General features: G+C 45.1%; 22 protein-coding genes. 1 reads left to right on the top strand and 21 read right to left on the bottom strand.

What is annotated here, in order from left to right; all coding sequences use genetic code 11:
• Positions 1-2: 2 nt before the first annotated feature.
• The 21 genes from NF543_RS20455 to NF543_RS20355 form a co-directional block, all read right to left on the bottom strand.
• On the bottom strand, positions 3-1,034 hold the full coding sequence (locus NF543_RS20455; RefSeq protein ID WP_257670058.1) for a lysylphosphatidylglycerol synthase transmembrane domain-containing protein: 1,032 nt from the start codon (positions 1,032-1,034) through the stop codon (positions 3-5).
• Positions 1,015-1,977, bottom strand: coding sequence for a CDP-alcohol phosphatidyltransferase family protein (locus NF543_RS20450; protein ID WP_257670057.1), 963 nt, complete (start codon positions 1,975-1,977; stop codon positions 1,015-1,017). The genes NF543_RS20455 and NF543_RS20450 overlap by 20 nt, the downstream gene beginning before the upstream one ends.
• Positions 1,978-1,979: 2 nt before the next feature.
• Positions 1,980-2,867 carry an ATP-grasp domain-containing protein gene (locus NF543_RS20445; RefSeq protein ID WP_257670056.1) on the bottom strand — a complete coding sequence of 296 codons (888 nt, stop codon included), beginning with the start codon at positions 2,865-2,867 and terminating at the stop codon, positions 1,980-1,982.
• Positions 2,857-3,597 (bottom strand): sugar phosphate nucleotidyltransferase, encoded by a 741-nt coding sequence (locus tag NF543_RS20440; protein ID WP_257670055.1) that lies wholly within the window; start codon positions 3,595-3,597, stop codon positions 2,857-2,859. Before NF543_RS20440 ends, NF543_RS20445 begins: the two co-directional genes overlap by 11 nt.
• 26 nt (positions 3,598-3,623) lie before the next feature.
• Positions 3,624-6,194 carry a DUF5686 and carboxypeptidase-like regulatory domain-containing protein gene (locus NF543_RS20435; RefSeq protein ID WP_257670054.1) on the bottom strand — a complete coding sequence of 857 codons (2,571 nt, stop codon included), beginning with the start codon at positions 6,192-6,194 and terminating at the stop codon, positions 3,624-3,626.
• Between the two features lie 236 nt (positions 6,195-6,430).
• Positions 6,431-7,753, bottom strand: a complete 1,323-nt coding sequence (locus NF543_RS20430) for an inositol-3-phosphate synthase (RefSeq protein WP_257670053.1) — start codon at positions 7,751-7,753, stop codon at positions 6,431-6,433.
• A 40-nt stretch (positions 7,754-7,793) separates the two neighbouring features.
• On the bottom strand, positions 7,794-8,810 hold the full coding sequence (locus tag NF543_RS20425) for an NAD-dependent epimerase/dehydratase family protein (protein ID WP_257670052.1): 1,017 nt from the start codon (positions 8,808-8,810) through the stop codon (positions 7,794-7,796).
• Complete coding sequence (locus NF543_RS20420) at positions 8,807-9,928, bottom strand: hypothetical protein (protein WP_257670051.1); 1,122 nt, start codon at positions 9,926-9,928, stop codon at positions 8,807-8,809. Before NF543_RS20420 ends, NF543_RS20425 begins: the two co-directional genes overlap by 4 nt.
• On the bottom strand, positions 9,925-11,130 hold the full coding sequence (gene spt / locus NF543_RS20415; protein WP_257670050.1) for a serine palmitoyltransferase: 1,206 nt from the start codon (positions 11,128-11,130) through the stop codon (positions 9,925-9,927). Before spt ends, NF543_RS20420 begins: the two co-directional genes overlap by 4 nt.
• A gap of 295 nt (positions 11,131-11,425) precedes the next feature.
• Positions 11,426-12,550: an ABC transporter permease gene (locus tag NF543_RS20410; protein WP_257670049.1), complete on the bottom strand. Its 1,125-nt coding sequence runs from the start codon at positions 12,548-12,550 to the stop codon at positions 11,426-11,428.
• A gap of 128 nt (positions 12,551-12,678) precedes the next feature.
• Entirely contained in the window at positions 12,679-13,785 is a 1,107-nt protein-coding gene (locus tag NF543_RS20405; protein ID WP_257670048.1) for an ABC transporter permease, read from the bottom strand.
• 1 nt (position 13,786) lies between these two features.
• Positions 13,787-14,533, bottom strand: coding sequence for an ABC transporter ATP-binding protein (locus tag NF543_RS20400; protein WP_257670047.1), 747 nt, complete (start codon positions 14,531-14,533; stop codon positions 13,787-13,789).
• Complete coding sequence (locus tag NF543_RS20395) at positions 14,530-15,444, bottom strand: ABC transporter ATP-binding protein (protein WP_257670046.1); 915 nt, start codon at positions 15,442-15,444, stop codon at positions 14,530-14,532. The genes NF543_RS20400 and NF543_RS20395 overlap by 4 nt, the downstream gene beginning before the upstream one ends.
• Before the next feature lie 77 nt (positions 15,445-15,521).
• Entirely contained in the window at positions 15,522-16,421 is a 900-nt protein-coding gene (locus tag NF543_RS20390) for an HlyD family secretion protein (RefSeq protein ID WP_257670045.1), read from the bottom strand.
• 17 nt (positions 16,422-16,438) lie between these two features.
• Entirely contained in the window at positions 16,439-17,710 is a 1,272-nt protein-coding gene (locus NF543_RS20385; protein ID WP_257670044.1) for a TolC family protein, read from the bottom strand.
• A 92-nt stretch (positions 17,711-17,802) separates the two neighbouring features.
• Positions 17,803-18,417 (bottom strand): TetR/AcrR family transcriptional regulator, encoded by a 615-nt coding sequence (locus tag NF543_RS20380; protein ID WP_257670043.1) that lies wholly within the window; start codon positions 18,415-18,417, stop codon positions 17,803-17,805.
• Between the two features lie 151 nt (positions 18,418-18,568).
• Positions 18,569-19,570, bottom strand: coding sequence for an aldo/keto reductase (locus NF543_RS20375; RefSeq protein WP_257670042.1), 1,002 nt, complete (start codon positions 19,568-19,570; stop codon positions 18,569-18,571).
• A 126-nt stretch (positions 19,571-19,696) separates the two neighbouring features.
• Positions 19,697-20,227 (bottom strand): DinB family protein, encoded by a 531-nt coding sequence (locus NF543_RS20370; RefSeq protein ID WP_257670041.1) that lies wholly within the window; start codon positions 20,225-20,227, stop codon positions 19,697-19,699.
• A gap of 435 nt (positions 20,228-20,662) precedes the next feature.
• Entirely contained in the window at positions 20,663-21,040 is a 378-nt protein-coding gene (crcB, locus tag NF543_RS20365; RefSeq protein WP_257670040.1) for a fluoride efflux transporter CrcB, read from the bottom strand.
• A 6-nt stretch (positions 21,041-21,046) separates the two neighbouring features.
• Positions 21,047-21,607: a helix-turn-helix domain-containing protein gene (locus tag NF543_RS20360; RefSeq protein ID WP_257670039.1), complete on the bottom strand. Its 561-nt coding sequence runs from the start codon at positions 21,605-21,607 to the stop codon at positions 21,047-21,049.
• 143 nt (positions 21,608-21,750) lie between these two features.
• A complete protein-coding gene (locus NF543_RS20355) occupies positions 21,751-22,533 on the bottom strand; it encodes a sulfite exporter TauE/SafE family protein (protein ID WP_257670038.1) in 783 nt (260 codons plus the stop codon).
• A gap of 187 nt (positions 22,534-22,720) precedes the next feature.
• On the opposite strand from NF543_RS20355, the gene NF543_RS20350 reads away from it, so the two are divergent.
• Complete coding sequence (locus NF543_RS20350; RefSeq protein WP_257670037.1) at positions 22,721-23,008, top strand: YgaP family membrane protein; 288 nt, start codon at positions 22,721-22,723, stop codon at positions 23,006-23,008.
• Positions 23,009-23,038 lie beyond the last annotated feature (30 nt).

Below are 23,038 nucleotides of genomic sequence, written 5' to 3'. Positions count from 1 at the left end.
GGTTATATTCCATTTTCCAATTCCAAGGTAAGCGGCTTGGGATTTCCTTTTTTCTTTGAGGGACCCATCATGGCCAACCCAATAGCTATCCATACCATTTCACGGATGCGCGTAATGATGCCGATGAAGATGCCAGCGCTCATGGGCATCCCGATGCTTTTCAAGGCCAGGGCCAGTCCCCCTTCCCGTGTGCCCAATTGCATGGGAAAGAAAAAAACCAAATTAGCAAACAGGGATGATGCCGAACTGACAATGAGCGCCTCGCCCATTGTCATTCCCAAGCTGAGGGCTTTGGCCGTGAAGTATATTTCAGCGCAACCCACCATGCGGGCACCGAATTCCCATAACAGTGAGCGGTAAAACGTTGGCCTACGTTGGCTATAAAGTTGCTTGATATGCTCGTCGATCTCTTCAAGCATTTCACGTTTATGTGCCGCAAACCGCTGCACCTTGCCACCCAACAATGGAACTCTTCCCAACAAGGCCGCAAGGCTTATCGTAAACCCATGTCTGTACACTTTTGAAAACCACCAACACAATAGTCCGCCCACCACAAACATGGCGACACAAAATGCTACCATCAGCGGGCTGAGTGGCACAACGAACAATATCAGTAGGATAGATAACAACCAAAAGACCACATGCGAAAACATGTGCATTAAACTGTAAAGTACCACGGAAGAAGAAGCCTTGGCAGTGCCCAATATAGGTTTGAGTTCTATGATACGATACGGCTCGCCGCCAAGCGCTACAAACGGAGTGATGTAGTTAATGGCATAGCCGCTGATGGTCAACCGTAGTACAGTGAAGAACGGCAAGTGAGTAGCTGGCTGTCGAGGCTCATGGATAATTGCCTTGAAAGCAAGTGCATTCATCATATAGATGACCAGCCAGCTGGCGATAATGGGAATAAACCACTCCCTCGTTTTCTTGATATTGAGCCATATTTCATTCAAGCCCAAAGTATATAGCATATAGGCCAATGTACCCACCCCGATGGTGAAAAATATTATTTTATATGCCTTCGTGTTCATTGTCAGTGGAGGTTGTTATTAATTGTTCGTAAAAATGCTTGCTTACTTTTTCCTGCCTCCTGCACATGTAAATAAGTATGGGATTGAGTATGAAAATATCGAAGAGGAAATAAATCCAGACTTGGTCGATAAAAATCCACAGGAAAAGAAAAAGTACCCGTGTATTGAACTGTACGATGTTCGTATATTTCATCAACGGTTTGTTCATTGCTCGGAATCCGGTGACCAACGTGGTAGGGAGCTCTTCTTGGTAGCGATTTTTGATAAGGCGGAGTAATTGTTGCAAGTAAGGAGATAGCCTTTCCTGTAAGCGGGTATATCCAAGATATCCATTCAGTACGAATTTATTGAAGAAATTGCCCGACCAGGTCAGTTTATCATATTCCTGTTGCAAGTCCTTGCTATTATCCAGTTCACTGCCTGCCTTGCCTTTGATAAAATAAAGGTGGACATTGCGATAGTAGTCGGCCATTGCAGATTGGAAAACATGCGATACCCCGGCCAATATGCCCGGTATCCATATCAGCGCCGACCAGCCTTGATCCATTAATCGAAGGCAAAGCGCAATATGGATGGAAGCAAACCAGAAATCTCCCGCAAACCCATCCAGGATGCGGCCGAGACGGCTCTTGGTGTTTGTGATCCTTGCCAATTGACCGTCAGCGCTGTCCAATGCATTAGCAAAAACAAGCAGGAGCATTCCTATCACATTAACCCAAAGCGTGGGAAAATAAAACAAGATGCCTGCTGCAACCCCGAAAAAGATGCTGATGATAGTAACGGCATTAGGTGTGATGCCGATTTTTGCACAACCTAAGGCTATGCGATAGCCCACCGGGCGATAAAACCAAATGTCAATCCGTTCTTCCGTATCGTTTGATTTCAGGGAGTTTTCAAACGATTGGGCCTGCTTTTCTTTTATATCCATCAATGTGTCTTCCATAACTACTGTTTTAGCATTGTACTAGGTTGGTTATCCGCGAATTTTTTCAGCAATAATTGTGTAATTGCGGCCGTTGCCTCTTCCCGGCATGGTGCAAAGCTGGGCCAGTCATTGAGGTCAATGATATGGAAGTTGCCATTCCTATCGATGATGGCATCCCCGCCATAAATAAAGACTTCCAATAGCTTTGCGGCGGTTTCCGCTGTTTTCTGAAGGTCAGACGTATTGAATGGGTAATGGGCAGACTTGCCATTGATGTCTTCATAAAGTGCGTATTTATGGTGGTTATGATCATATGGATAAAACCAATGGAAGAAATCCGTATCACGGACACCGTAAAATTTAACGAGGTCCCCGGCAAGGTGCTCAGATAATACGGCGCTTTGTATCCCACGAAATGCGTATTCATTCACGATATGCTGTGCTTCCTCCCGTGAAGAAACAAAGGAAACGTCTTCCCTGTGTATGGCATGGAAATCGCCTCGTTTAATCCACACACCCTGGCTATCCAGCAGCTCATATGCTTGCGCTATATCAGTCCCCGTAGCCGTGATGATACTCTTAGGGTAAGGGACGCCGCCATTGATGAGTCCTGTAACCATATTAATCCGGTAACATTTTTCAATGCCAAATCCGGAATTGAATATTTTTTTGCCTTGTTCTTCATAGACCTTCAATTGATTAACTAATGCTTTGTTGCGCCCCATGGTGAATATATGGTCATGCTCTATGCTTTTTTCCGTCAGGAATGCATGCTCGTCGTATACCATTATATCTATCCCATGGGATATCAGTCCTGCAGTGACTAAATCGAAAATGATGCGGTCATTGCCGATATGATTGGGCGAAAACTGACTCTCACGCCTGATGCCTATTGCTTTATTTTCCATGTGTTGTTTCAAAAAGGGCCTTATGCTGGTGTTCCATTAGGAAGCTTTCTGCTGTTTTGATGTCCTTTAAATGATCGATATCAATGATTTTACTGAACGGGAATGCAGCTACAGCAAGTCCTTGATCAATTAAGTGCTGCTGGAAATTGCGCATGCGCGACATTCCCTTGTTTAAGGCGCTGTGTACGCTATCAATAGCGTTCCTCCGCAGGCAATAAATACCTCCAGATACGTATTCAGGATTACCAATAGGGATTCCTGAAAATGCATGGATGGTATTTTCGGCATCCACGGACACATACAATGGGCTTTCGTCATCTATATAAGTGGTCACAGCCATCATGGCATCAATTGCTGGATTTGTCTGAAAAGCCTCAATGAACCGTTTGAATTCCCCGGCAAGGAACACAGTGTCTGTGGTCGCGAGGCAACATTCGTGTAAAGTAGGGTGTTGCAGCAGCAGTTCATGAAAACTATGTAGTGAACTAGGTGTGGTCTTGCGGATGACATCTACCGGTACGGGAAATTTAGCTAAGGCAAGGTGCTTGTCGAGTTCCGGTGATTGTTCGTTAATGATGATATGAATGGCTGAGGCGCTAGCCTCGATGAATTGCCTGATCAACAGGTCAATCAGCTTGACACCTTGCAAGGTCACCATTGGTTTTGGATGGTCGACACCATCCATTTTGAGCCTGGAGCCTTCACCTGCTGCTATAATTGCATATTCCATGAGTTGTGACGTTGTGTTTGCATGAATTAAAAATCAAATTTAAACCGCGCTCTAATCCCCCATTTGGGGACATCGGGATTATTCAGGTATGTAAATCTCCTGACCGCATCAATCCGCAGAAACTTAAAAACATTAGCCACTCCTGCGCTGGCTTCAATATAAGGTCCACGGTGGAGCGTATAGGAAATAGGAATGCCGTCCTCATTTTGCTGAAACTGAAATACCTCATTGTTGTGTGCGGGATTGTTTTTAGCGCGCAAGGCACCCCATATCCCTTTGAAGCTAAATACTTCTCGTAATTTCAGGCGTTTCAACAGTGGGATTTTGTTGAACAGGAACCCGTTCATATAGTACTGTACATTCACCGCTGCATGATGATCGCTGACAAACTCCAAAAAATTCATCAGGTTGTATGCATTGAGCTGGTAGGCATATGTTTGGTTGGCCCGGTGGATGGATAGCAGCGGGAAAGGTAACCCATCGCCAAAAATATATGTGCCTTCCAAATTGACATCTGCATAACCCAACTGCGATAAGTATACCCGTTTAAATATACCTGCGGATACGTTGTGGTAGTCGTACTCTCCATCGAGGAAGCCCTTCAGCCCTGCCGTATAGTTGAGGGTAAGGATGGGATATTTGTTAAAGATAGGTACCCGGTAAGCTTTTCCTTGATAGAATTGTTCGTTGGGTGCGTATCTCAACCTGAGGGAGATCTCTGTTGTATTCAATTCGGAATAATTTCGTAAGTTGCCCTGTTCCTCTAGCTGGTAGGTGAGTATACCTGCGGGTTGTTGCCTCCATTTGGTAAGTTCCAATCCGTAAGAAAAATTATTGGCGAGTTCATGAAGGTATTCCAACCGATAGATATCATTGTATAACCAACGATAATTATCGCCCCGTTTGAATGACAGGAGAAAATTGTCTTCCTGTACGAACTGGAGGTCTTGGCCCGGTATCTTCGTGTCCTTTTGATAGCTTGCTCGCAGGTAATGCTGGGGGAATGTATAAATGGACTTATTGTTTAAGGAATAAGTACCGCTAAGGAAATATTTCCACTTTTCATCATTGAATCCATAAGCCGCATACGTCTCCGCATAAAACCGCTTGCTCATTTCCGAGGTAGTGCGCCCCCCAATACGCAACCTGAATCCTTCAACGGGATTGAAACTATAAAACGTATTCACGGGTCCTACCTCCACGGGTCCGAATGACTTATAGCCGGCAATTAGCACGGTGCTGATATCCATAAACCGCCTGAACGACCGAATGGTCTGCAAGGTGTCTATGTTCTTATATATGTCGTCTTCTTTTTTTTCAAGGGGAATATGCCTAGCTCCCCTCCAATATGCTTCTTGCTGGACCTCTTCTTCTTTATAGGCAATTTCCTCGGCTGGACCATCGTATATGCTATCCGGTTGTTTGATGTCCACCTGGAAGTCCTTGTAGTTGACCATCCGTCTCCCGTATACGCCACCTCCTTTTTCCCCAAGTCCGAATTCCATGGCTAAGACACTCTTGTCAAGATAATACCGGCCATTTGGATCCTTTTCAAATTCCAGTGTTACTTCCATATCCCGCACAAAATTGAGGTTAATATCCTCGGCTACCGTGAAGTACGCCTCCTGCACCGCATAATTCCCATCGAGGGTGACATAGAGCTTGCCGGTAAACAGGAGGTCTGTTTTGTTTCGCGGCACAAAACTCAATTCTACTAGCCAGGGGTCATTGGTCTTGATGGTATCCGTGATGAAAAATTTATAAAACGTGGGCGAACTATTGGCGATTGGACTCAATAGGAGATTGGTCAACAAGGAAATGTTGTTGTCGTAGATATTGATGTCTTCATATAGGCGATTGAAATATTCGGTCAACCCATCGTTGTCGATGAATTTTGAATCAAATTCTGCCCGTTTTTCTGCCAATATATATTGCTTGCGCTTCTGCGGACTTTTTCTGAAATAAATCTGCGATAATTTTTCATGCATATAAGCGGGCAGGGTATATTTCCCTCCCAGCGTGCTGGAATCCTGCTCATTAAACAAAAATTGGTAGTTCTTGAAAATACGCCTATTCTTGAATTTTTCGGACAAATTGCTTAATGCAAATGATACCTTCTCATACTGCTCATATTGCACATATTCCTGTGCTTCGAGCTGGTTCTCTTCTTTATGCTCGATGACCTTGCGTATGAGCTGTACGGCGGGATTGTCGCGGTTTCGATAGCGACGCCTACCGGATATCACCACTTCTTCCATCATGGTAGCATCTACCTCCATAGCAATGTCAATGGTTTGGTCTTGCCCCGGTGTGATGGTCGTGTCTATGGGTAGATAACCAATGTAGCTAAAACGCAGCGTGGTAAGATTGCCAGATACGGTAATTTGGTATCGTCCATCTTCGTCCGCTGATGTGCCGCTTCCCACTAGGCCACCGACAATGGCCACTGAAACATATGGCAGCGTCTCTTTACTGTTCTTATCCTTGATTACCCCCTTGATGGTGGTTGTTTGCGCCAAAATATTGTTGCAAAGAAGGATAAAGGCTAGCAATCCTATTCCCGTTTTTATAGCGAAATATGTTGTTTTAAATGTCATGGTATCGTTTTGCAATATCACTGTGGATAATGGCATCACCGTTGAGAGGATAGCATACAACGGACAATAATAGCCTGTTCAACAAACCTTAAAGTTGGCTGAAACCTGTTCAAGGTCATTGAACGCCAGGTATATCATCCATACCTGGTTTGAGTATTCGTATGGTATGTTATGCACCCCAATTTGGATTGGATACATAACATACATACGGAACACCTAAAGTGGGTTCACGGGCATTACATGCTATCCACCAATTCCTGGTAGTAATCCAGTCCCAAATGCGTAATCAAATCTTCACCCATAATATGTCTCAGCGTATTCTGAAGCTTAATGAGCTGCTTGAAGATATCATGCTCTGGGGGTAACCCCGGTGCTGTTTGAGGAGATTTGAGGTAAAAGGATAACCATTCCTGAATGCCGTACATTCCTGCCCGCTTGGCCAAATCGATAAACAAAGCCAAATCCAACGCAACCGGAGCAGCCAATATGGAATCTCTGCAAAGGAAATTGACCTTGATCTGCATTTTATAGCCCAACCACCCGAAGATGTCGATGTTGTCCCAGCTTTCCTTGCTGTCGCCGTGCGGAGGATAATAATTGATGCGGATTTTGTGGTACAGGTCGCTGTACAAATCCGGGTTCTTCTCTGCATCGAAAATCTCTTCCAACACACCCAGTTTGGTGACTTCCTTGCTCTTGAAGTTTTCGGGACGATCCAGCACATAGCCATCCCTATTGCCCAAGATGTTGGTAGAGAACCAGCCGGATACCCCTAATGCACGTGCCTGTAAGCCAGGAGCTATAATGGTTTTCATTAGGGTTTGCCCGGTTTTAAAATCCTTGCCGGCAATGGGCACTTCTGCCAAAATGGATAGCTCGATCAAGGCTGGGATGTCACAGGTGAGATTGGGTGCCCCGTTTACAAAGGGGACTCCAGATTTAATGGCCGCATAGGCATATACCATACTGGGGGAAATCCGTTTGTCGTCTTCATCAAGACCCCGTTCAAAGTTAATTAGGCTGGAAAACACTTCGCATTCTTCGATATATTTTTCCGTTGATCCGCACCAAAGTACGACGATGCGGTCACATCCGTTCACTTGTTTGAAGTTTTGTATGTCTTCGATAACGGCATAGGCAAGTTCCCGACGGGTTCCGGTTTTGACATGCGTGCCATCCAAGTTCTTTACAAAATCCCTGTCAAAAACCGCTTTCATTGGTTTTATCGATTCCAGTTCCTCCCTTACCAAATCAAGTTGAGTCTGTTCCAATACCCTTGCGTTGGAGGCTGCCTCATACACGTTGTCTTCATAGATATCCCATCCGCCAAAGACGATATCCTTTAGATTTGCTAACGGGACAAAGTCTTTGATCAACGGGTTGCGATTCTCCGTTCGCTTGCCCAATCGTATCGTGCTCATTTGAGAAATTGATCCAATGGGTTTGGCAAGTCCTTTATTGATGGTTGCCAATCCGGCAATTAACGTCGATGCAACGGCACCGAGTCCCGGGATCAAAATTCCTAGCTTCCCTTCCGCTTTTTTTACTTGATTTTCCATATATCTAATTTTAAATGCTGTTTTTTTAAATTTTTATTGTTTATTGACTCATCCACTTATTTGCTTTATACCAAGAGATGGTTTTTGCAAGCCCTTTTTTCAAATCATATTGCGGTGCAAAGGCCAAATCCTGTTTAGCGGCGGCGATGTCGCATTCCCAATTGGGGGCTGTTAATTCATTGATGCGCTCGCGATAGATAACTGGCGGCTTCACCGATTGGCGATACGACCACTCCAGGACATTGGCGGCTGCTTTGACAATCCCTAGGGGAAGGTGCAATCGGAATGCCTTCCGTGGAAGTAGCGTCTTTACGAGATCAGCTACCTCATACCTGCCATATATATTTCCGTCCGAGATAGTATAAGTCTTTGGCTCCTGTGCTGATTCGCGTTGGATGGCAGCATCAATAATCACTCCTGCTAAATCTTCCACATAGACAAAACTCAGTTTTTGTCGGATACGGCCGATATAAAAGTCCCACCCGCTGGCTATAGTATTAAACAGCACCAGTAAATCACGTTCGCGCGGGCCGTATACCGCTGTTGGCCGTATGATCGTCAGTGGCAGGCCTTTTATGGCCAACAATTGCTGCTCGGCAATGCATTTGCTTTGTCCATAGGCAGTCACCGGATGGAGCGGCGAGTGCTCATTGATGGGTTTTACGGCATCGTATTCAAGGGGGCCTACCGCCGCTAAGCTGCTCACAAAAACAAAAGCACGTAAGGGAATTTTTGAGGCTTGTGCAGCCAAAGCCAGATTTTTCGTGTATTCAACGTTGACACGGAATAGTGTGCTTTTACTGTTCGACCGTGTCAGTGCCGCTGTATGAATAATATATTGATATTGCTGTTCGCTCAAGGTGCTTACAAGATTTTCTACTGAATCGTATTGCAGGTAGACAAAATCATCCACCAACCCTTGCAAGTGGGAAATTTCACTGCCTTTCCGTATCCCAGCATGCGTTTCAAAGCCCCTGGATTTCGCTGCTTTCAGCAGGTGATATCCTATAAAGCCACTTGCTCCTGTTATCAATATTTTCGCGATCTTCGCGCTCATAGTTTTTTTTCAAAAATCCGGTAACGTTTGTACAATTCGCCGTTGATTTGCTCAATAGCATGATTCATCAGATAATTATCCTCAAGCATCCAAGAACACTCTGCTTGCCTAATTCGAGTATGCGCCGCATTATTGATAATCCGGCCATATAGGCAGGCTTCAATGCCCATCTTTCGGTAACCTTCGATTACACCAAGCATGAGCACGCGTAGTGTGTCAGTCCTTTTTTTGTTGAGCAGCAACTTGAAGATACCGGTTGGGAAAAGACGACCCTTTTTTATGTTGATCTGTATCTGGTTGATGTCGGGAATGCCAAGCGCAAACCCAACCAGTTTCCCTTCCTTTTCCGCTACAATGCAAAACCGGTGGTCGAGGATCAATTTCATGCTATTGGCAGCATGGGTAAACTCTGCTGCTGTCATGGGCACGAATCCCAGATTTTTATCCCATGCTTTGTTATATACTTCCCGCACTTTTATGATTTCGTTTTTGAAATCACGCATATTGATTTCCCGAATAACAATTCCTTTGGTTTGCAGCCTTTCTTCCAGTTTCCCCACTAATTTTACTGCCTTTTGATTGGCTGTCGCTTTGCTAACCCGGTAGGCAAAAAGATCCGTTTTCTTTCGCAATCCGTACTGAACTAACAAATGCTCATAGTATGGTTTGTTGTATGGCATCATGATCACAGGTGGGCAGTCAAAACCCTCCACCAACAGTCCGCAGGTATCATTGGTCGTTAAGTTAATGGGGCCAATCATGTTCTCCATGCCCTTTGACCGGAGCCATGCGGATGCCGCATTTAACAGCATGTCTGCGATTTCCTGCTGGTTTATGCAGTCAAAAAAGCCAAAGAAGCCCTCTTTGTTGCCGGTATAGGCATTATGATTATTATTTAAGATTGCCGCGATCCTTCCCATAATCTTATCCCCATTACAGACCAGGAATAGCTGGGCGCTGGAATGTTCATAAAATGGATGGCTGCCTGGCCAGAGCATTTCCTGCTGGCTGACGAACAATTCCGGCACGTAATGCGCATCAGCTTCATAAAGCTTATGGGGAAAGTCGATGAAACGCTTCACCCCGCGCTTGTCCTTGATGGTAACCAATGCTATCATAACGTTACGTCTATAATTTCAGGATTGACAAAACGATATGCCTTTACCAATTTCTCAATTGCTTCCTCTATTTGGGAAAATGTATGGGTGGCCATGAGTGAAAACCTAATCAATGATTCTTCGGTGGGTACGGCAGGAGATACAATCGGATTGACAAATACGCCGTCATCATGCAGTAGCTGGGTAATTCGGAAGGTTTTCTCATTGTCACGGATGTATACCGGGAGAATGGGGCTTTCTGTTTTACCCAAATCAAAACCATTTTCTATCAGCAATTGCTTTGCATAAAGAGTGTTTTCCCACAATCGTTGCATGTGTTCAGGTTCCGAACGGATGATTTCCAATGCAGCCAATGTGCTGGCCGCGGAGGCCGGTGTCATGCTGGCACTGAACATTAGTGACCGGGCACGGTGTTTCAGGTATTCGATGGTGGTTACGTCACTAGCAATGAAGCCTCCCAAGGACGCCAACGACTTGCTGAAGGTTCCCATGATGAGGTCGGTTTGTTCAGTAAGACCAAAATGGTCTGCCGTACCTGCACCAAGGCTGCCAATGACGCCAAGGCTATGGGCATCGTCGACCATGACCGCGGCATCATACATCATAGCAAGCTCATTTAATTCAGGTAATTTGACAATGTCACCCTCCATGCTGAAAATTCCATCCGTAGCAATAAGCTTTAGTGCATCCTCGGGTAGCTGCTCCAGCTTGCGGTGGAGATCCTGCATGTCGTTATGCGCATATTTGATGACCTTTGAAAAGGATAAACGGCTTCCATCAATCAGTGAAGCATGATTGCGTTCGTCTAGCAAGATGTAATCGTTCCGCCCCGTGAGACAGGAAAGTGCTCCTAAATTAGCTTGGAAGCCTGTGCTGAAAAGCAAAGCCGCTTCCTTTCCAGTATAGGTCGCTAATTGGTGTTCCAATTCCTCATGGATATCCAATGTGCCATTGAGGAACCGTGATCCTGCGCACCCTGTGCCGTATTTGGCCGTGGCCTTTTGCGTAGCTTCGATGATCTTCGGATGGTTAGTAAGACCGAGGTATGAATTCGATCCAAACATCAGTACACGTTTGCCCTGTATGGTCACTTCCGTGTCCTGACCGGATTGAATTGCGCGGAAATAAGTATATAGTCCGCTCTGTTTGACGATTTGGGCGTCCTTAAATGAAGATACCCTATTTTGTAACTTTTTGCTCATTTCGCTTCAACATATTTTTGAGTTTGATGTTTTTTTATTCGGCTGACGTTTTAATGTTATCAATATTTTAAGGGTGTATTAAATCATAATACAAAGGAACTTTCAAATGCATGTGATAACAAGGTTGACTTTTCGTTCAAATTGGTCAAAATGTCGGTTAACCTAACTTTGACAATTAATTAACAATTTGAATAGAACGCAAAGAAACCTGGCCGTATAAAAGGTTTTTTACCCCGAATGTTAAATTAATGTATACCAAAAGTCTTGCCAAAAGACAGCTGTCATTAATTTATAATTAACTGGTTTTCCGATAGTTCCATATTGCCCAGCCATTTAATGCCGCGGCAAACCCCAACATCGTGCCTAAATGTGGCAGAATATCGCTCCAGCCGCTTCCCTTGAGAATAATCATCCGCATCACTTCCACCAGGTAACTCACAGGGTTCAGCCTGGATACCACCTTGGCCCAGGCGGGCATGCTGTCTATCGATGTAAATAGTCCTCCCATCAGGATGAATATCATCATGAAAAAAAACATGATGAACATGGCCTGTTGCTGCGTATCGGTATAGGTGGATATGAGAAGACCGAATCCAAGCACAGCCAACAGGAAAACCCAGATGAAACCATACATGGCCAATATATTGCCTTGTGGAAAGATGCCATAGATAAGCCATGATACCAATAGACCCAATGTGAAGACCACATTGCCTAATACCCAAAACGGAATAAGTTTGCCCAGGATGAAGTGGTGCTTTTTGATAGGAGTTACATTGATTTGCTCAATCGTACCGATTTCCTTTTCTTTTACAATGTTCAAGGCAGAAAGGAATCCACCTACCATGGTCAATAAAATGGCCAAGATACCGGGTACCATGAAAAATTGGTATTTAAGCAGGGGGTTGAACCGGTTGGACGGCACTACTTCGATGGTAGGTATGGGCTGGATGCGCGCAGGTGTAATCCATTCCATACGGATATGCTGGTTGTAATCACGGATGATGCTGGAAAGGTACGCACCTCCTAAGCCGGCCTTGGTTCCGTTGATGGCATTGACGGCAATGAACAACTGCTGTTTGTCCACCTGTTGGCGGATGAGGTTTCGTTCGAAGCCACTTGGTATTTCCAACGCCAGATCTGATTTATCCTGTTCAATAAGGTCGTATGCCTCACGCATGGAAGAATGGTAGCCCTGTAGCCTGAAATAACCCGATGCCGTGATCGTTGAAATCAAATGTCTTGAATAGGGCGAATGGTCATGGTCCACTACAGAAAGATTGATGTTTTTTATCTCATAGTCAGCGGCAAGGGGTAAAATGATCAATTGGATAATTGGCATCACCATGATCAATGCTAGAATGGCCTTGTTCCGGAAAATCTGCCGGAACTCTTTTTGTAATAAAAATCTAATTGTTCTCATTTGTTATAACTGAACGCTGATTACACAGATTTGACGGATGCGCGCTGGTCTGTTTTGCTGTCCCATCTGTGGTAAGCTGATAATCCATTTTATCTGTCGAATCCGTTTCCTCTGTGTTCCAATAGTCATTATTCCAACCGTATTTTAAAACTCCTCAAACTAACCACGAAGAAAAACAGCGTGATCCCACATAGGATCAGGGTTTCCTTCCAAATCCCTTCAAACCCCACACCCTTGATCATGATGGATTTCACGATGATATAAAACCATTTCGCGGGAACGATGTTGGAGATGATTTGTAAGGGTACGGGCATGTTTTCAATGGGAAACATAAACCCACTGAACATCATCGTAGGTAGCAGCATGCCCATTAGTGAAATGAGCATGGCCACTTGTTGCGACTGCGTCTTGATGGAAATGAATATCCCCAAGGTGAGGCAGGTGATGATGAACAAGGTGCTTTCGGCAAAGAGCAACAGCCAACTGCCCATTACGGGGAGCTGCAGTACGAATACGCTCATCAACAAGATAGAAAGCACATTAATGAGCGAAAGGAACAGGTAGGGCACGGCTTTGGAAAGAATAACCCATACGGGTTTGAACGGTGATACGAGCAGTATCTCCATGGTGCCTGTTTCCTTTTCCTTGACGATGGAGATGGCGGTCATCATCACGGAAACCAGCATCAGCACCAATGCCATCACGCCCGGCACAAAATTGGGTGCGCCTTTCAGCTGAGGGTTGTATAACATCCGAATTTGCGGAACGATTTGGTAGGGTAGGGTAGCGTTCTCATTCAGTCCCATCTGATAGTCCTGTATGATAGATGACACATAATTGGTCAGCGTCGTTGCATTGTTCGGGTCGGAAGCATCGGCCACTACCTGTATTTGGGCGTGGTTTTGATGCAGTAGATCGTTGCGGAAGTTGCGCGGGAAAACGATGGCCAGCTTGATTTGGCCTTCCTTGAACGCCGCCTCCATACGATCCCTGTCCATCAAACCTTCCTGGATATCGAAATACTGGCTGGCAGCAATGCGCTCGGTAATGTGCCGAGAAGCTTCGTCTTTGGCATGATCCACTACCACTATTTTGGCATTTTTCACCTCATTGGTAAGCGCAAACCCGAAGATGAGTATTTGAGCTACGGGCATACCAAACAGAATGAGTAGGGTTCTGCGATCACGCAACACGTGGTAGAACTCCTTTTTTACGAATGTGATAAACTGTTTCATTTTATTCTCCTCTTTTCGCTCCGCGCGCCAACTGGTAAAACACGCCGTCCATGGAAGTTTCGTTCATTTGGCTCTTCAATTGCTTCGGTGTTCCCAGGGCTTCGATGCTACCATCTACCATGATGGAGATACGGTTGCAGTACTCAGCTTCATCCATGTAGTGTGTGGTCACAAATACCGTGATGCCGTTGCTTGCGGCCTCATAAATGAGTGCCCAGAATTGCCTGCGTGTTACAGGATCCACGCCGCCGGTAGGTTCATCGAGGAACACAATGCTCGGCTCATGCAGTACCGACACCGAAAAGGCGAGTTTCTGTTTCCAGCCTAGGGGCAATTCCCCTACGAGTTTTTTTGCTTCAGCTTGCAGACCCAACCGCTCAATAAGTTCTTGGCTTTTTGACTTGAGTTGCCTATCGCCCAAGCCATAGATGCCACCAAAGAAGCGGATATTTTCCAGTACCGTGAGATCTTCATACAGAGAAAATTTTTGGCTCATGTAGCCAATGTTCCGTTTGATTTGCTCAGTTTGCCGATAGATATCGAAGCCTGCGATGGTAGCATGGCCAGCCGAAGGGGTGGAGAGCCCGCACAGCATGCGCATGGCGGTGGTTTTACCTGCTCCGTTTGCCCCAAGAAAGCCGAATATCTCGCCTTTGTATACTTCAAAGGTAATCTCATTGACAGCAATGAAATCACCGAATCGCTTGGTCAATTTTTCCGTTTTGATTACTGGTTCCTGTGGGTTCATTTGGTCAACATTTTAATAAAGCAATCTTCAATGGTGGGCGTGATGGATACTACCTCAATGTCTTCAAAACCTGCGTTAGTCAGGAAGTGTGTCAGGTTTTCGATTGGGGGTTGGTCATCCATGACCCGCATGTCGATGTGGATATACTCACCGAATATATAGCTATTAAAAGGTGGCTCATAGGTGGGTAATACGTGGATAAGACGTGGCATATCCGTAGCTTTCACTGCGTATAAACTGCTTGGATAACCCGCTATGATACCTTGCGGAGTATCTATGGATAGGACTCGCCCGTTTTGCATCAATGCAATGCGATCGCACAATGAAGCCTCGTCCATATAAGGGGTAGACACCAGTATGGTGATGCCCTGCTGTTTCAGGCGTTTAAGCATTTCCCAGAATTCTTTGCGTGATACAGGATCTACTCCGGTGGTGGGTTCATCCAGGAAAAGCACGGTAGGTTTGTGGATTAGTGCACAACAAAGGGCCAGCTTTTGCTTCATCCCACCAGACAATTTCCCTGCCCTGCGTTTTTTGAATGGCGCTATCTGCACATAGATGTCTTCGATAAGGTGGTAATTTTCTTCCACAGTGGTATTGAATACGGTAGCGAAGAAATGGAGGTTTTCCTCGATACTCAGATCTTGATAGAGCGAAAACCTACCCGGCATGTAGCCCACACTGCTACGGATTTGCTTATAGTCCTTTACGATGTCGTGTCCATCCACCGTGGCGGTGCCCCCATCGGGGAGGAGGAGGGTGGTAAGCATGCGGAATATGCTGCTCTTGCCCGCACCATCCGGCCCAATGAGACCAAACAGTTCGCCTTTCTCTACGGTAAACGAAACGTTGTCCACCGCTTTTAGCGCACCCTTGTTGTATGTTTTTGTGATGTTGTTTAATGTGACCATTTCGTTTGTTGTTGATTTGCGTAATCGCTCATTCGTTTATTCGCGAATAGAGCATCTACGAAGTGCGTATCCGCGCATCAGCGTGAATCAAACCTTACTTCCCCATACATACCGATTTTCAGCAAACCATCATTCTTCACCTTGATTTTAACGGCATACACTAGGTTCTCCCTTTCGTCCTTAGTTTGGATGGTCTTCGGGGTGAATTCGGCCTTGTCGCTGATCCATTCCACTATTCCCTCATATTCACGATATTTCCCGTCTTCGCCATCCACCAGAACGGTTACCTGTTGATTGATCTCGAGCTGCGCAAATTGTGGTCCGGTCACATACGCCCGGAGGATGATGGAAGATAGGTTCGCTATTTTGTACAGCGGTTTACCCACAGCGGCCATTTCATTGGCTTCGGCATACTTCACCAATACGGTTCCATCCACGGGATTGATGATATAGCTTTTGGCCAGTTGGTCTTCCAATTGAGCAATCTGTATTTCCAACGGTGATGCTTCTTGTGTGATACTGGTTGACGTGATGCCCAAGGTTGATTGCTGCGCCGCGATTTGTTTTTTGATGACAGCTACCTGCGCATTGGCATCATCCAACTGTTTGGGGGTAGCGGCATCCGCCTTTGCCATGTTGGCTATCCGTTGCTGTTCGCGGATGGCCTGACTGAGTTGTTCCTGCAAAGCAGCTACCTGTATGGCCACGTTGGGTTTTTTGCTGAGCACGGCACCTATCTGCGATTGGAGCTGCCTCTTTTTCAGATAGAGCTGCGTGGTATCCACATAACCGATAACCTGTCCGGCTTGGAGCTGTTGGCCTTCCTGGATATCTAGGGTCTTGATGGCACCATTCGCCTCTGCGGAAATAATGGTTTCCACTGCTTCAAATGTCCCAGAGGCATCGTAGTCATTCTGTTTGCTGGTGCATGATGCCAATAGGAGGATGGCAAATGCGATTGTTCTTACGTTATTCATTGCTGTAAATATTGTTGTTAATTACCGGTTGTTTGTTGTATATCATATTGAATCATCAATAACTGGATTTCGTGGAGGATTTTTGTCAGCTTGGCATTATCCTCAGCATGTACTTCGCGAACATAATCGGCCGTATTGATGACCCCATTTTCCAGTTGCGCGAGCGCTGCGTCCTTTACGGATGTGCGAAGCGCAATGATTTCATTGTCGGTTTCCAATAGGGTTTCGTACTTGGTCAACTCCGTGTTTTGCTGCTTGAGTGAGAGGTCGGTATTGAACAGGAACGTCTCCTCTTGCACCGCTATGGCTTCCTGCCTGATGCCCAGCAAAGCCCTTTCTTTCTTCAGGGTATAAAAACCAGAGAGTGGGATGCTCAATCGGATACCGCCGTAATAATAGGCCTCAAAAGCATTACTCAGCATGTTCAATGCGGGGCGGCCAAATCCACCTTGTAGAAAGAAGCCTAGTTTAGGAAGATTCTTGGCAGTGAGCATTTTGTTTTCCACGTCGATGTTATTTTGCTGTGCTGTATACAAGCCTAGCTCGGGGCGGTTGATTTCCTGCGAAACAAGCAAGGACTCGGGCCTTTCGAATACAGTGTTTTCGTCCAGTTGCCGATTAATGAATAATCCTAACATCTGCACATACGCCTTGCGGGTGGTCTGTAGTTCAACGGTTCGTTGCCGAGCTTTGAGCAATTCGGCCTCGAGTAGACTGCCGCTACTTTTCAATGCCGTACCGTTGGCGATGGCCGTATTGGTCTTCTCTAGGCCAGCACGGATATCCTTTTCAAGTAGGCTGTTTTGCTCAAGCTGGGCATCCAATAGCAGGACACCAAAAAAAAGCTGATTGATGCGTTCCTTGATGCCATGTAATTCCACTTCTAATGCCTGCTCTTCTACGCTGGCATTGGCCACTGTGGCTTGCTTTTGCAGCTTGGTAACGCCAGCATCATAAAGACTTTGGTTCATTTCCCCGTACAGTTTATATTGGTCTTTACTCAGTGAGGGCATGTCAATGCCGGGAACCTGTATGGGGATTTGCGTGACCGCGGATTGGTAGGTAGCTTGTCCGTTGATGTTGATTTGGGGTAAGTAACCCGTGTTGGCTTGTTCAATGGAATACACTGCACTGCGGGCGATGAGGTTCCGCTGTTTGGCCATGGGATAGTTTTCAATGGCCAATGTATAGCTCTCAGCCAAAGTGAGAAACCTGGTTTGTGCCTGTATGGTTGCATGCGGAATAGCCAGGCAACAGATACATAACAGGGTGAGATAAGGGTTAATCATTTTATTTATCATTTTGAATTAATCATTTGATTAATGTAGGGTTAAAAAAATTTACTTATATCATAACAGTACTTAGCGATAATGTTGTGCAGTTACTCCGCTTCCAGCATGGCTTTAAACCATATTTTGGTCAATTTCTTTCGTTCGTTCATGATGACAATGACTTCCTCGGAGCTCACACCAGTAATCAATTGCAGCAAAGGCTTGCCAATGAACGGAAACACAATCAGGCCCAACATATTGAAAATGAAATGCAGCGGATTCACATCGGGGCGTCTTTCCCCAAGTTGCCTGAAGAAAGCCGAATCGACAATCTTTGTTTTGGTACTGATCAAGTTCGCAAATTTGTCAGGATTGTTTTTGATTTCACCTAATACAAACAAGGGAATATCTGGATTGGCCAATAAGGTGTCTATATAATGCGCTGCCACCTGTTCAACCTTTTGCTCAATACTGGTTTCTTCATCCATCAGGATAGGGGCAATTTTACCTAGCAATAAATGCATTTTCTCCATAATCACCAACTCGAAGAGCTTTTCCTTGCTGCGAAAGTAGTAGTTGAGTAATGCCAGGTTAATGCCTGCTTCTTCGGCGATATCTCGGGTGCGTGTGGCCGCGTATCCTTTCTGTGTGAATACCTTACGTGCAGCCTCCTTAATTTTTTCCTCCGTGCTGAGGTCTGTTTTTATTTCCTTCTTTTTGGTCATTTCCATCGTTGTACGCTGCAAAGATAATAGGTTGTTTTGATTTAACCAAATCTTTTAATCATTTGATTAAAATAAAGCAAAAGCATACGACATTGGGGCACTGTCGTATGCTTCTGGGCTATTGTTTAGCCCTTATTTGTCTTGAAACCTTTCAATTATTAACCAATTTCAGCGCACCTTCGGAATAACGGGCACCTATATTGGGGTATTTTGCAACCATCGCTTCGATAGTGGCAAGGTCATCGGCAGACAATGCGATATCCACGGCCTGCGCGTTTTGTTCCAGATATTTTATCCGGCGGGTTCCGGGGATGGGAATGATGTCTTCCCCTTGGGCCAACACCCAGGCAAGGGCCAGTTGTGCGGCAGTGCAATTTTTTTGTTCGGCCAATGCGGCGAATTCGGAGACTAACTTGAGGTTGTTTTCCCAATGTTCTCCATTATACCGCGGGAGTGTTTTTCTGAAATCACGTTCCTCTAATTGATCCACCTGTTGTGTATTGGTAATTAGCCCACGCCCCAATGGCGAATAGGGAACGAGGGTGATACCCAATTCACGGGCGGTATCCAGTATTTCGCCTTCCACACCTCGCTCCAATAGCGAATACTCGGATTGGAGCGCCGCAATGGGATGTACGGCATTTGCTTTCCTTAGTGATTTTGCAGAGGCCTCACTCAAACCCAAATAACGTACCTTACCTTCTTTCACCAATTCGGCCATAGCGCCAACGGTTTCTTCCACTGGGACGTTAGGGTCTACACGATGTGCGTAGTAAAGGTCTATGGTTTCGATCTTGAGCCTTTTCAAACTTTTTTCCACAGCCGTTTTGACCCAGTCGGGTGATCCATCGAAATAGGTTCCGGAGGCAGCGCTGTGCCCCGCGACATCACCCTTGAACCTGAAACCGAATTTTGTGGCAATAAAGATTTTATCACGATTGGATACGAGTACCTGTGATAACAATTCTTCATTTGCACCATTTCCGTACATGTCTGCCGTGTCCCAAAAATTGATACCAAGATCCAATGCCCTGTGAAGGGTAGCAAGGTTTTCCTTGTCATCCGATGTACCATACGCAAAGCTCATCCCCATGCAGCCTAAGCCAATAGCTGAAAGCTTTTCTTCTGTTTTTCCAAGAGTTCTGTAATGCATAATATCAATGATTTTTTCTACAACAAAGATAAAGTCAACGTTGAGAACTTATTTAAAGAATTCAAGCAGATACTTATGTTTTTCAAATAAAAATAGCTTTCCTGGTCCTGCCCGGATTTATAGAAATCAATAGGGTATTGTTGCATCCAACTGATAATCCATAGCGGGATAGCCTAAGGCCTTTCGCATTAAACCCAGCTGCCCGATGAGGTATTCTTCCCGATCAATGCTCATTGCAATGGCACTGAGGTAATTTGATTCCATAAATGCCATGTCACCCATTCCCATGTCATAGGCGGAAAGCAGCTCCGCGGTTGTCATGTCGCATAGTTTGTGGAATAATAAGGGAGAGATATGATGCCATGATGATTTGAGCTGTTCCAAAGAAGGGTAGTCATAGCTTTCATCCAATGCCTTTGCTTCGTCAAACAACGAGCCAAAAGGATCTTTGTCCGAGACGCCGAGCGCATTGGCAAGCCAAAAGCGGTTATTCACCAAGTTGCCCACCATCCATATGATGTGATTGGTACGTTCGAATAAACGTTGCTTGGCATCATCAGCACGGATGTCCACAATGGCATTGTTAAAGAGTTGTGTATGCATGCGATATAATTGGAGGCTGATTTTTAGCATATCGCTATTGATTGAGATTTCCATAATGTTAAGTGTGTTATTATTTATTTACTGTATATGATATTATTTTCCTGACCTCGCCTTTTGACTCCTTGAATTTGATTTGCCCTTCTACCACAGCAATATCATCGACCATTTTTTGAATCATTCCTCGATTGCTCATAATTCTATTTTGAAAAATTAACAACTAAGTTGATGGATATGTTTGTTAATATTTTTTTATTCCCTGTTTTGTGCTATTGATTGAATGGGATCGTTATAACATCAGCATTCAATCCATTTGCAAACGCCCGGGCGACAGCCCCTCCGGCCCCATAGACAATGGCATGCTTATTTTTTAATAACATTATGCTGTGTATTATAATAACCGTATTGTACGGTACAAATTTACACAGCCAATTATTAGATAGTAGGTTGTAAAAAGGACAAGTTAGTGGGGGTAGTGCGACATTATTTTAATCAAACCATCTTGGTCACCCACACGCCTACCCATACAAAGAATATACCCAACGATACGCTCGTCACGGTATAGACGATGCTCGTTATAGATTGGTTGTTTTGCATGAGTAGTAAGTTTTCGCTGGCAAAGGCGGAAAAGGTCGTGTAGCCACCGCAGAACCCTGTAATGAGCAACAACCGTAGATTAGTGTTTGCAATGGGCGGTTGGCTAAAGAAACCTACCAGTAAGCCGATGAAAAAGCAGCCAGACAAGTTGACGATAAATGTGGCCAAAGGGAATGTACCTTGGAAATATTTACTGGTCAAGACGGATACGAGGAAACGAAAGATGCTGCCGACACCTCCACCTATTCCTACCATAACGAGTTGTTTGATCATGAATGATTATTGTAATTGGTCAAGCGGTTTGCGCAGATTGATGCCGAGTTTTTTAAATAGGGAAGGGGTGAGGCCGGTAACTTTTTTAAACTGTGCCGAAAGGTATGCCACACTGCTATAGCCCAATCGGTAAGCAATCTCGCTTAATGTCAATTCATTGTAGGAAAGCAATTCCTTTACTTTCTCCATACGTTGGAGAATGACATATTGTTCGATGGTAATCCCTTCCTTTTCGGAAAATAGTTTGCTCAGTTGGGAATATTCTTTGTTGAGCTCTTTTTGCAATACATCAGTAAAGACAAAGTGGTTGTCTTCCAACTGATGCACATGGTGGATAATAATGGCCTTGATCCGTTCGACCAATTGCTGCTGTTGGTCATCCAGTAACTCGAATCCTATGACATTCAGTCTCTCCTGTAAGTCCATACGCTGTCCATTCGTCAGCGGCTCGGTCAATACAGCCTCACCAAGCCGCACATCCAACGGCGTAATGTCCATAGCTACGAAAGCCTGTGACACCGCTTGGATACAGCGCGGGCATACCATGTTTTTGATAGCAATCTTCATCCTTCTTACAAACTTACAAAGATAATCAAAAATAGATAGAACGCAGATAACACGGATGGGGCTGATGTCCATGGATTGTTCTATAGCATTGCTGTTAAAAAATCTGCGGCCATCAGTATGATCAGCGTCATCCGTGTTCCGCTTCAGAACAATTCCCTACTCAAAATATAAATCCCCATGGTAAGGACAAACCAACCAAAGCCGGAACGCAATCTATCCCCCGATATCCGGCGACCGAAGATGCTGCCAATGATAACACCAAGCACCGTGATGGCCAATATCTTGAATAGGAATTGCCAATCGATGTAGACATGCCCCAGGTCGCCAGCAAACCCCACCAATGAATTGATGGTGATAATGAAAAGTGAAGTGCCGATTGCTTTCTTTATTGGAATTTTGACCAGCAACACCAGTGCGGGAATAATCAGAAAACCACCTCCCGCACCCAAGAGCCCTGTGACCAAGCCAATGCCAACGCCATAACCCAGCAATTTCACCAAATTGGTCTGCCCACCGATGAGTTCTTTTTCTCGGTGTCCGAGAATCATGGATACTGATGCGGCCAACATCAGGGCGGCAAAGAAAACCATGATAGCAGTGGATTTGGTGACTGTGATGGCTCCTACTTGCAGCAGTATATCGGGGATTTCCGGCAATAGGTATTTGCGTACTAGAAAAACAGTCACTACCGAAGTAAGGCCAAACGAGAGGGCTGCCTTCACATTGACATATCCCTTACTGTATTGATACACCGTACCGGTAAGGCTGGTCAATCCTACAATAAACAGGGAATAGGAAGTAGCCAATGTCGGTTCGAGGTGAAACAAGTATACAAATACAGGTACGGTGAGGATAGATCCACCACCACCTATCAGGCCTAGGGAAATGCCGATAAAAACGGACAGGATATAGCCTAATATTTCCATCAACGGTATTTTATGAGTTGGAGGTCACGGCAAAGTACGGGTAATTTAGCAATTTTACCAAGCTAGGCGAAAAATACACGAACAATGTCCGCAGATCGTTGGCTTGAAAATGAATCTTCCAAAAACTAAATGGACGGCTAGTTGTTTGTATTAGCAATTAAGGAAAGGTTTTAAGATAACATACATCATGAACGCCAAGACCAAAGAAATTTTTGATGACGTGAAGGCTCGGCTTAAAGAAGCCAATGAAAACCGTAATATAGCCAAATCCGAACGCATACTATCCGTGGGCGCTGGTGCTTTCGTGCTGTATACCGGAATAACCCGCATGTTTAAAACACCGCTTTCTTCTTTGGCCGAAGTAGCCATAGGAAGTTTCTTGATCCTCCGTGGCGCCACGGGTTACTGCCCAGTTAAAGACGCAGCATGTCCATATGGCGATGTCACCATTGTTGAGCGGATTGTGGAGGACTAGCGGAGAATAGCTTTGCCCAATCAGCATTTT

It is taken from the genome of Parapedobacter tibetensis (assembly GCF_024704835.1).
GTDB classification, from domain to species: Bacteria; Bacteroidota; Bacteroidia; order Sphingobacteriales; family Sphingobacteriaceae; genus Parapedobacter; species Parapedobacter tibetensis.
This window is presented reverse-complemented; position numbering and strand designations above follow the sequence as displayed.

Coding starts and splice junctions, on each gene's coding strand:
- NF543_RS20455 (WP_257670058.1), bottom strand. CDS start 1,034: ATGAACACGAAGGCATATAAAATAATATTTTTCACCATCGGGGTGGGT.
- NF543_RS20450 (WP_257670057.1), bottom strand. CDS start 1,977: ATGGAAGACACATTGATGGATATAAAAGAAAAGCAGGCCCAATCGTTT.
- NF543_RS20445 (WP_257670056.1), bottom strand. CDS start 2,867: ATGGAAAATAAAGCAATAGGCATCAGGCGTGAGAGTCAGTTTTCGCCC.
- NF543_RS20440 (WP_257670055.1), bottom strand. CDS start 3,597: ATGGAATATGCAATTATAGCAGCAGGTGAAGGCTCCAGGCTCAAAATG.
- NF543_RS20435 (WP_257670054.1), bottom strand. CDS start 6,194: ATGACATTTAAAACAACATATTTCGCTATAAAAACGGGAATAGGATTG.
- NF543_RS20430 (WP_257670053.1), bottom strand. CDS start 7,753: ATGGAAAATCAAGTAAAAAAAGCGGAAGGGAAGCTAGGAATTTTGATC.
- NF543_RS20425 (WP_257670052.1), bottom strand. CDS start 8,810: ATGAGCGCGAAGATCGCGAAAATATTGATAACAGGAGCAAGTGGCTTT.
- NF543_RS20420 (WP_257670051.1), bottom strand. CDS start 9,928: ATGATAGCATTGGTTACCATCAAGGACAAGCGCGGGGTGAAGCGTTTC.
- spt (WP_257670050.1), bottom strand. CDS start 11,130: ATGAGCAAAAAGTTACAAAATAGGGTATCTTCATTTAAGGACGCCCAA.
- NF543_RS20410 (WP_257670049.1), bottom strand. CDS start 12,550: ATGAGAACAATTAGATTTTTATTACAAAAAGAGTTCCGGCAGATTTTC.
- NF543_RS20405 (WP_257670048.1), bottom strand. CDS start 13,785: ATGAAACAGTTTATCACATTCGTAAAAAAGGAGTTCTACCACGTGTTG.
- NF543_RS20400 (WP_257670047.1), bottom strand. CDS start 14,533: ATGAACCCACAGGAACCAGTAATCAAAACGGAAAAATTGACCAAGCGA.
- NF543_RS20395 (WP_257670046.1), bottom strand. CDS start 15,444: ATGGTCACATTAAACAACATCACAAAAACATACAACAAGGGTGCGCTA.
- NF543_RS20390 (WP_257670045.1), bottom strand. CDS start 16,421: ATGAATAACGTAAGAACAATCGCATTTGCCATCCTCCTATTGGCATCA.
- NF543_RS20385 (WP_257670044.1), bottom strand. CDS start 17,710: ATGATTAACCCTTATCTCACCCTGTTATGTATCTGTTGCCTGGCTATT.
- NF543_RS20380 (WP_257670043.1), bottom strand. CDS start 18,417: ATGACCAAAAAGAAGGAAATAAAAACAGACCTCAGCACGGAGGAAAAA.
- NF543_RS20375 (WP_257670042.1), bottom strand. CDS start 19,570: ATGCATTACAGAACTCTTGGAAAAACAGAAGAAAAGCTTTCAGCTATT.
- NF543_RS20370 (WP_257670041.1), bottom strand. CDS start 20,227: ATGGAAATCTCAATCAATAGCGATATGCTAAAAATCAGCCTCCAATTA.
- crcB (WP_257670040.1), bottom strand. CDS start 21,040: ATGATCAAACAACTCGTTATGGTAGGAATAGGTGGAGGTGTCGGCAGC.
- NF543_RS20360 (WP_257670039.1), bottom strand. CDS start 21,607: ATGAAGATTGCTATCAAAAACATGGTATGCCCGCGCTGTATCCAAGCG.
- NF543_RS20355 (WP_257670038.1), bottom strand. CDS start 22,533: ATGGAAATATTAGGCTATATCCTGTCCGTTTTTATCGGCATTTCCCTA.
- NF543_RS20350 (WP_257670037.1), top strand. CDS start 22,721: ATGAACGCCAAGACCAAAGAAATTTTTGATGACGTGAAGGCTCGGCTT.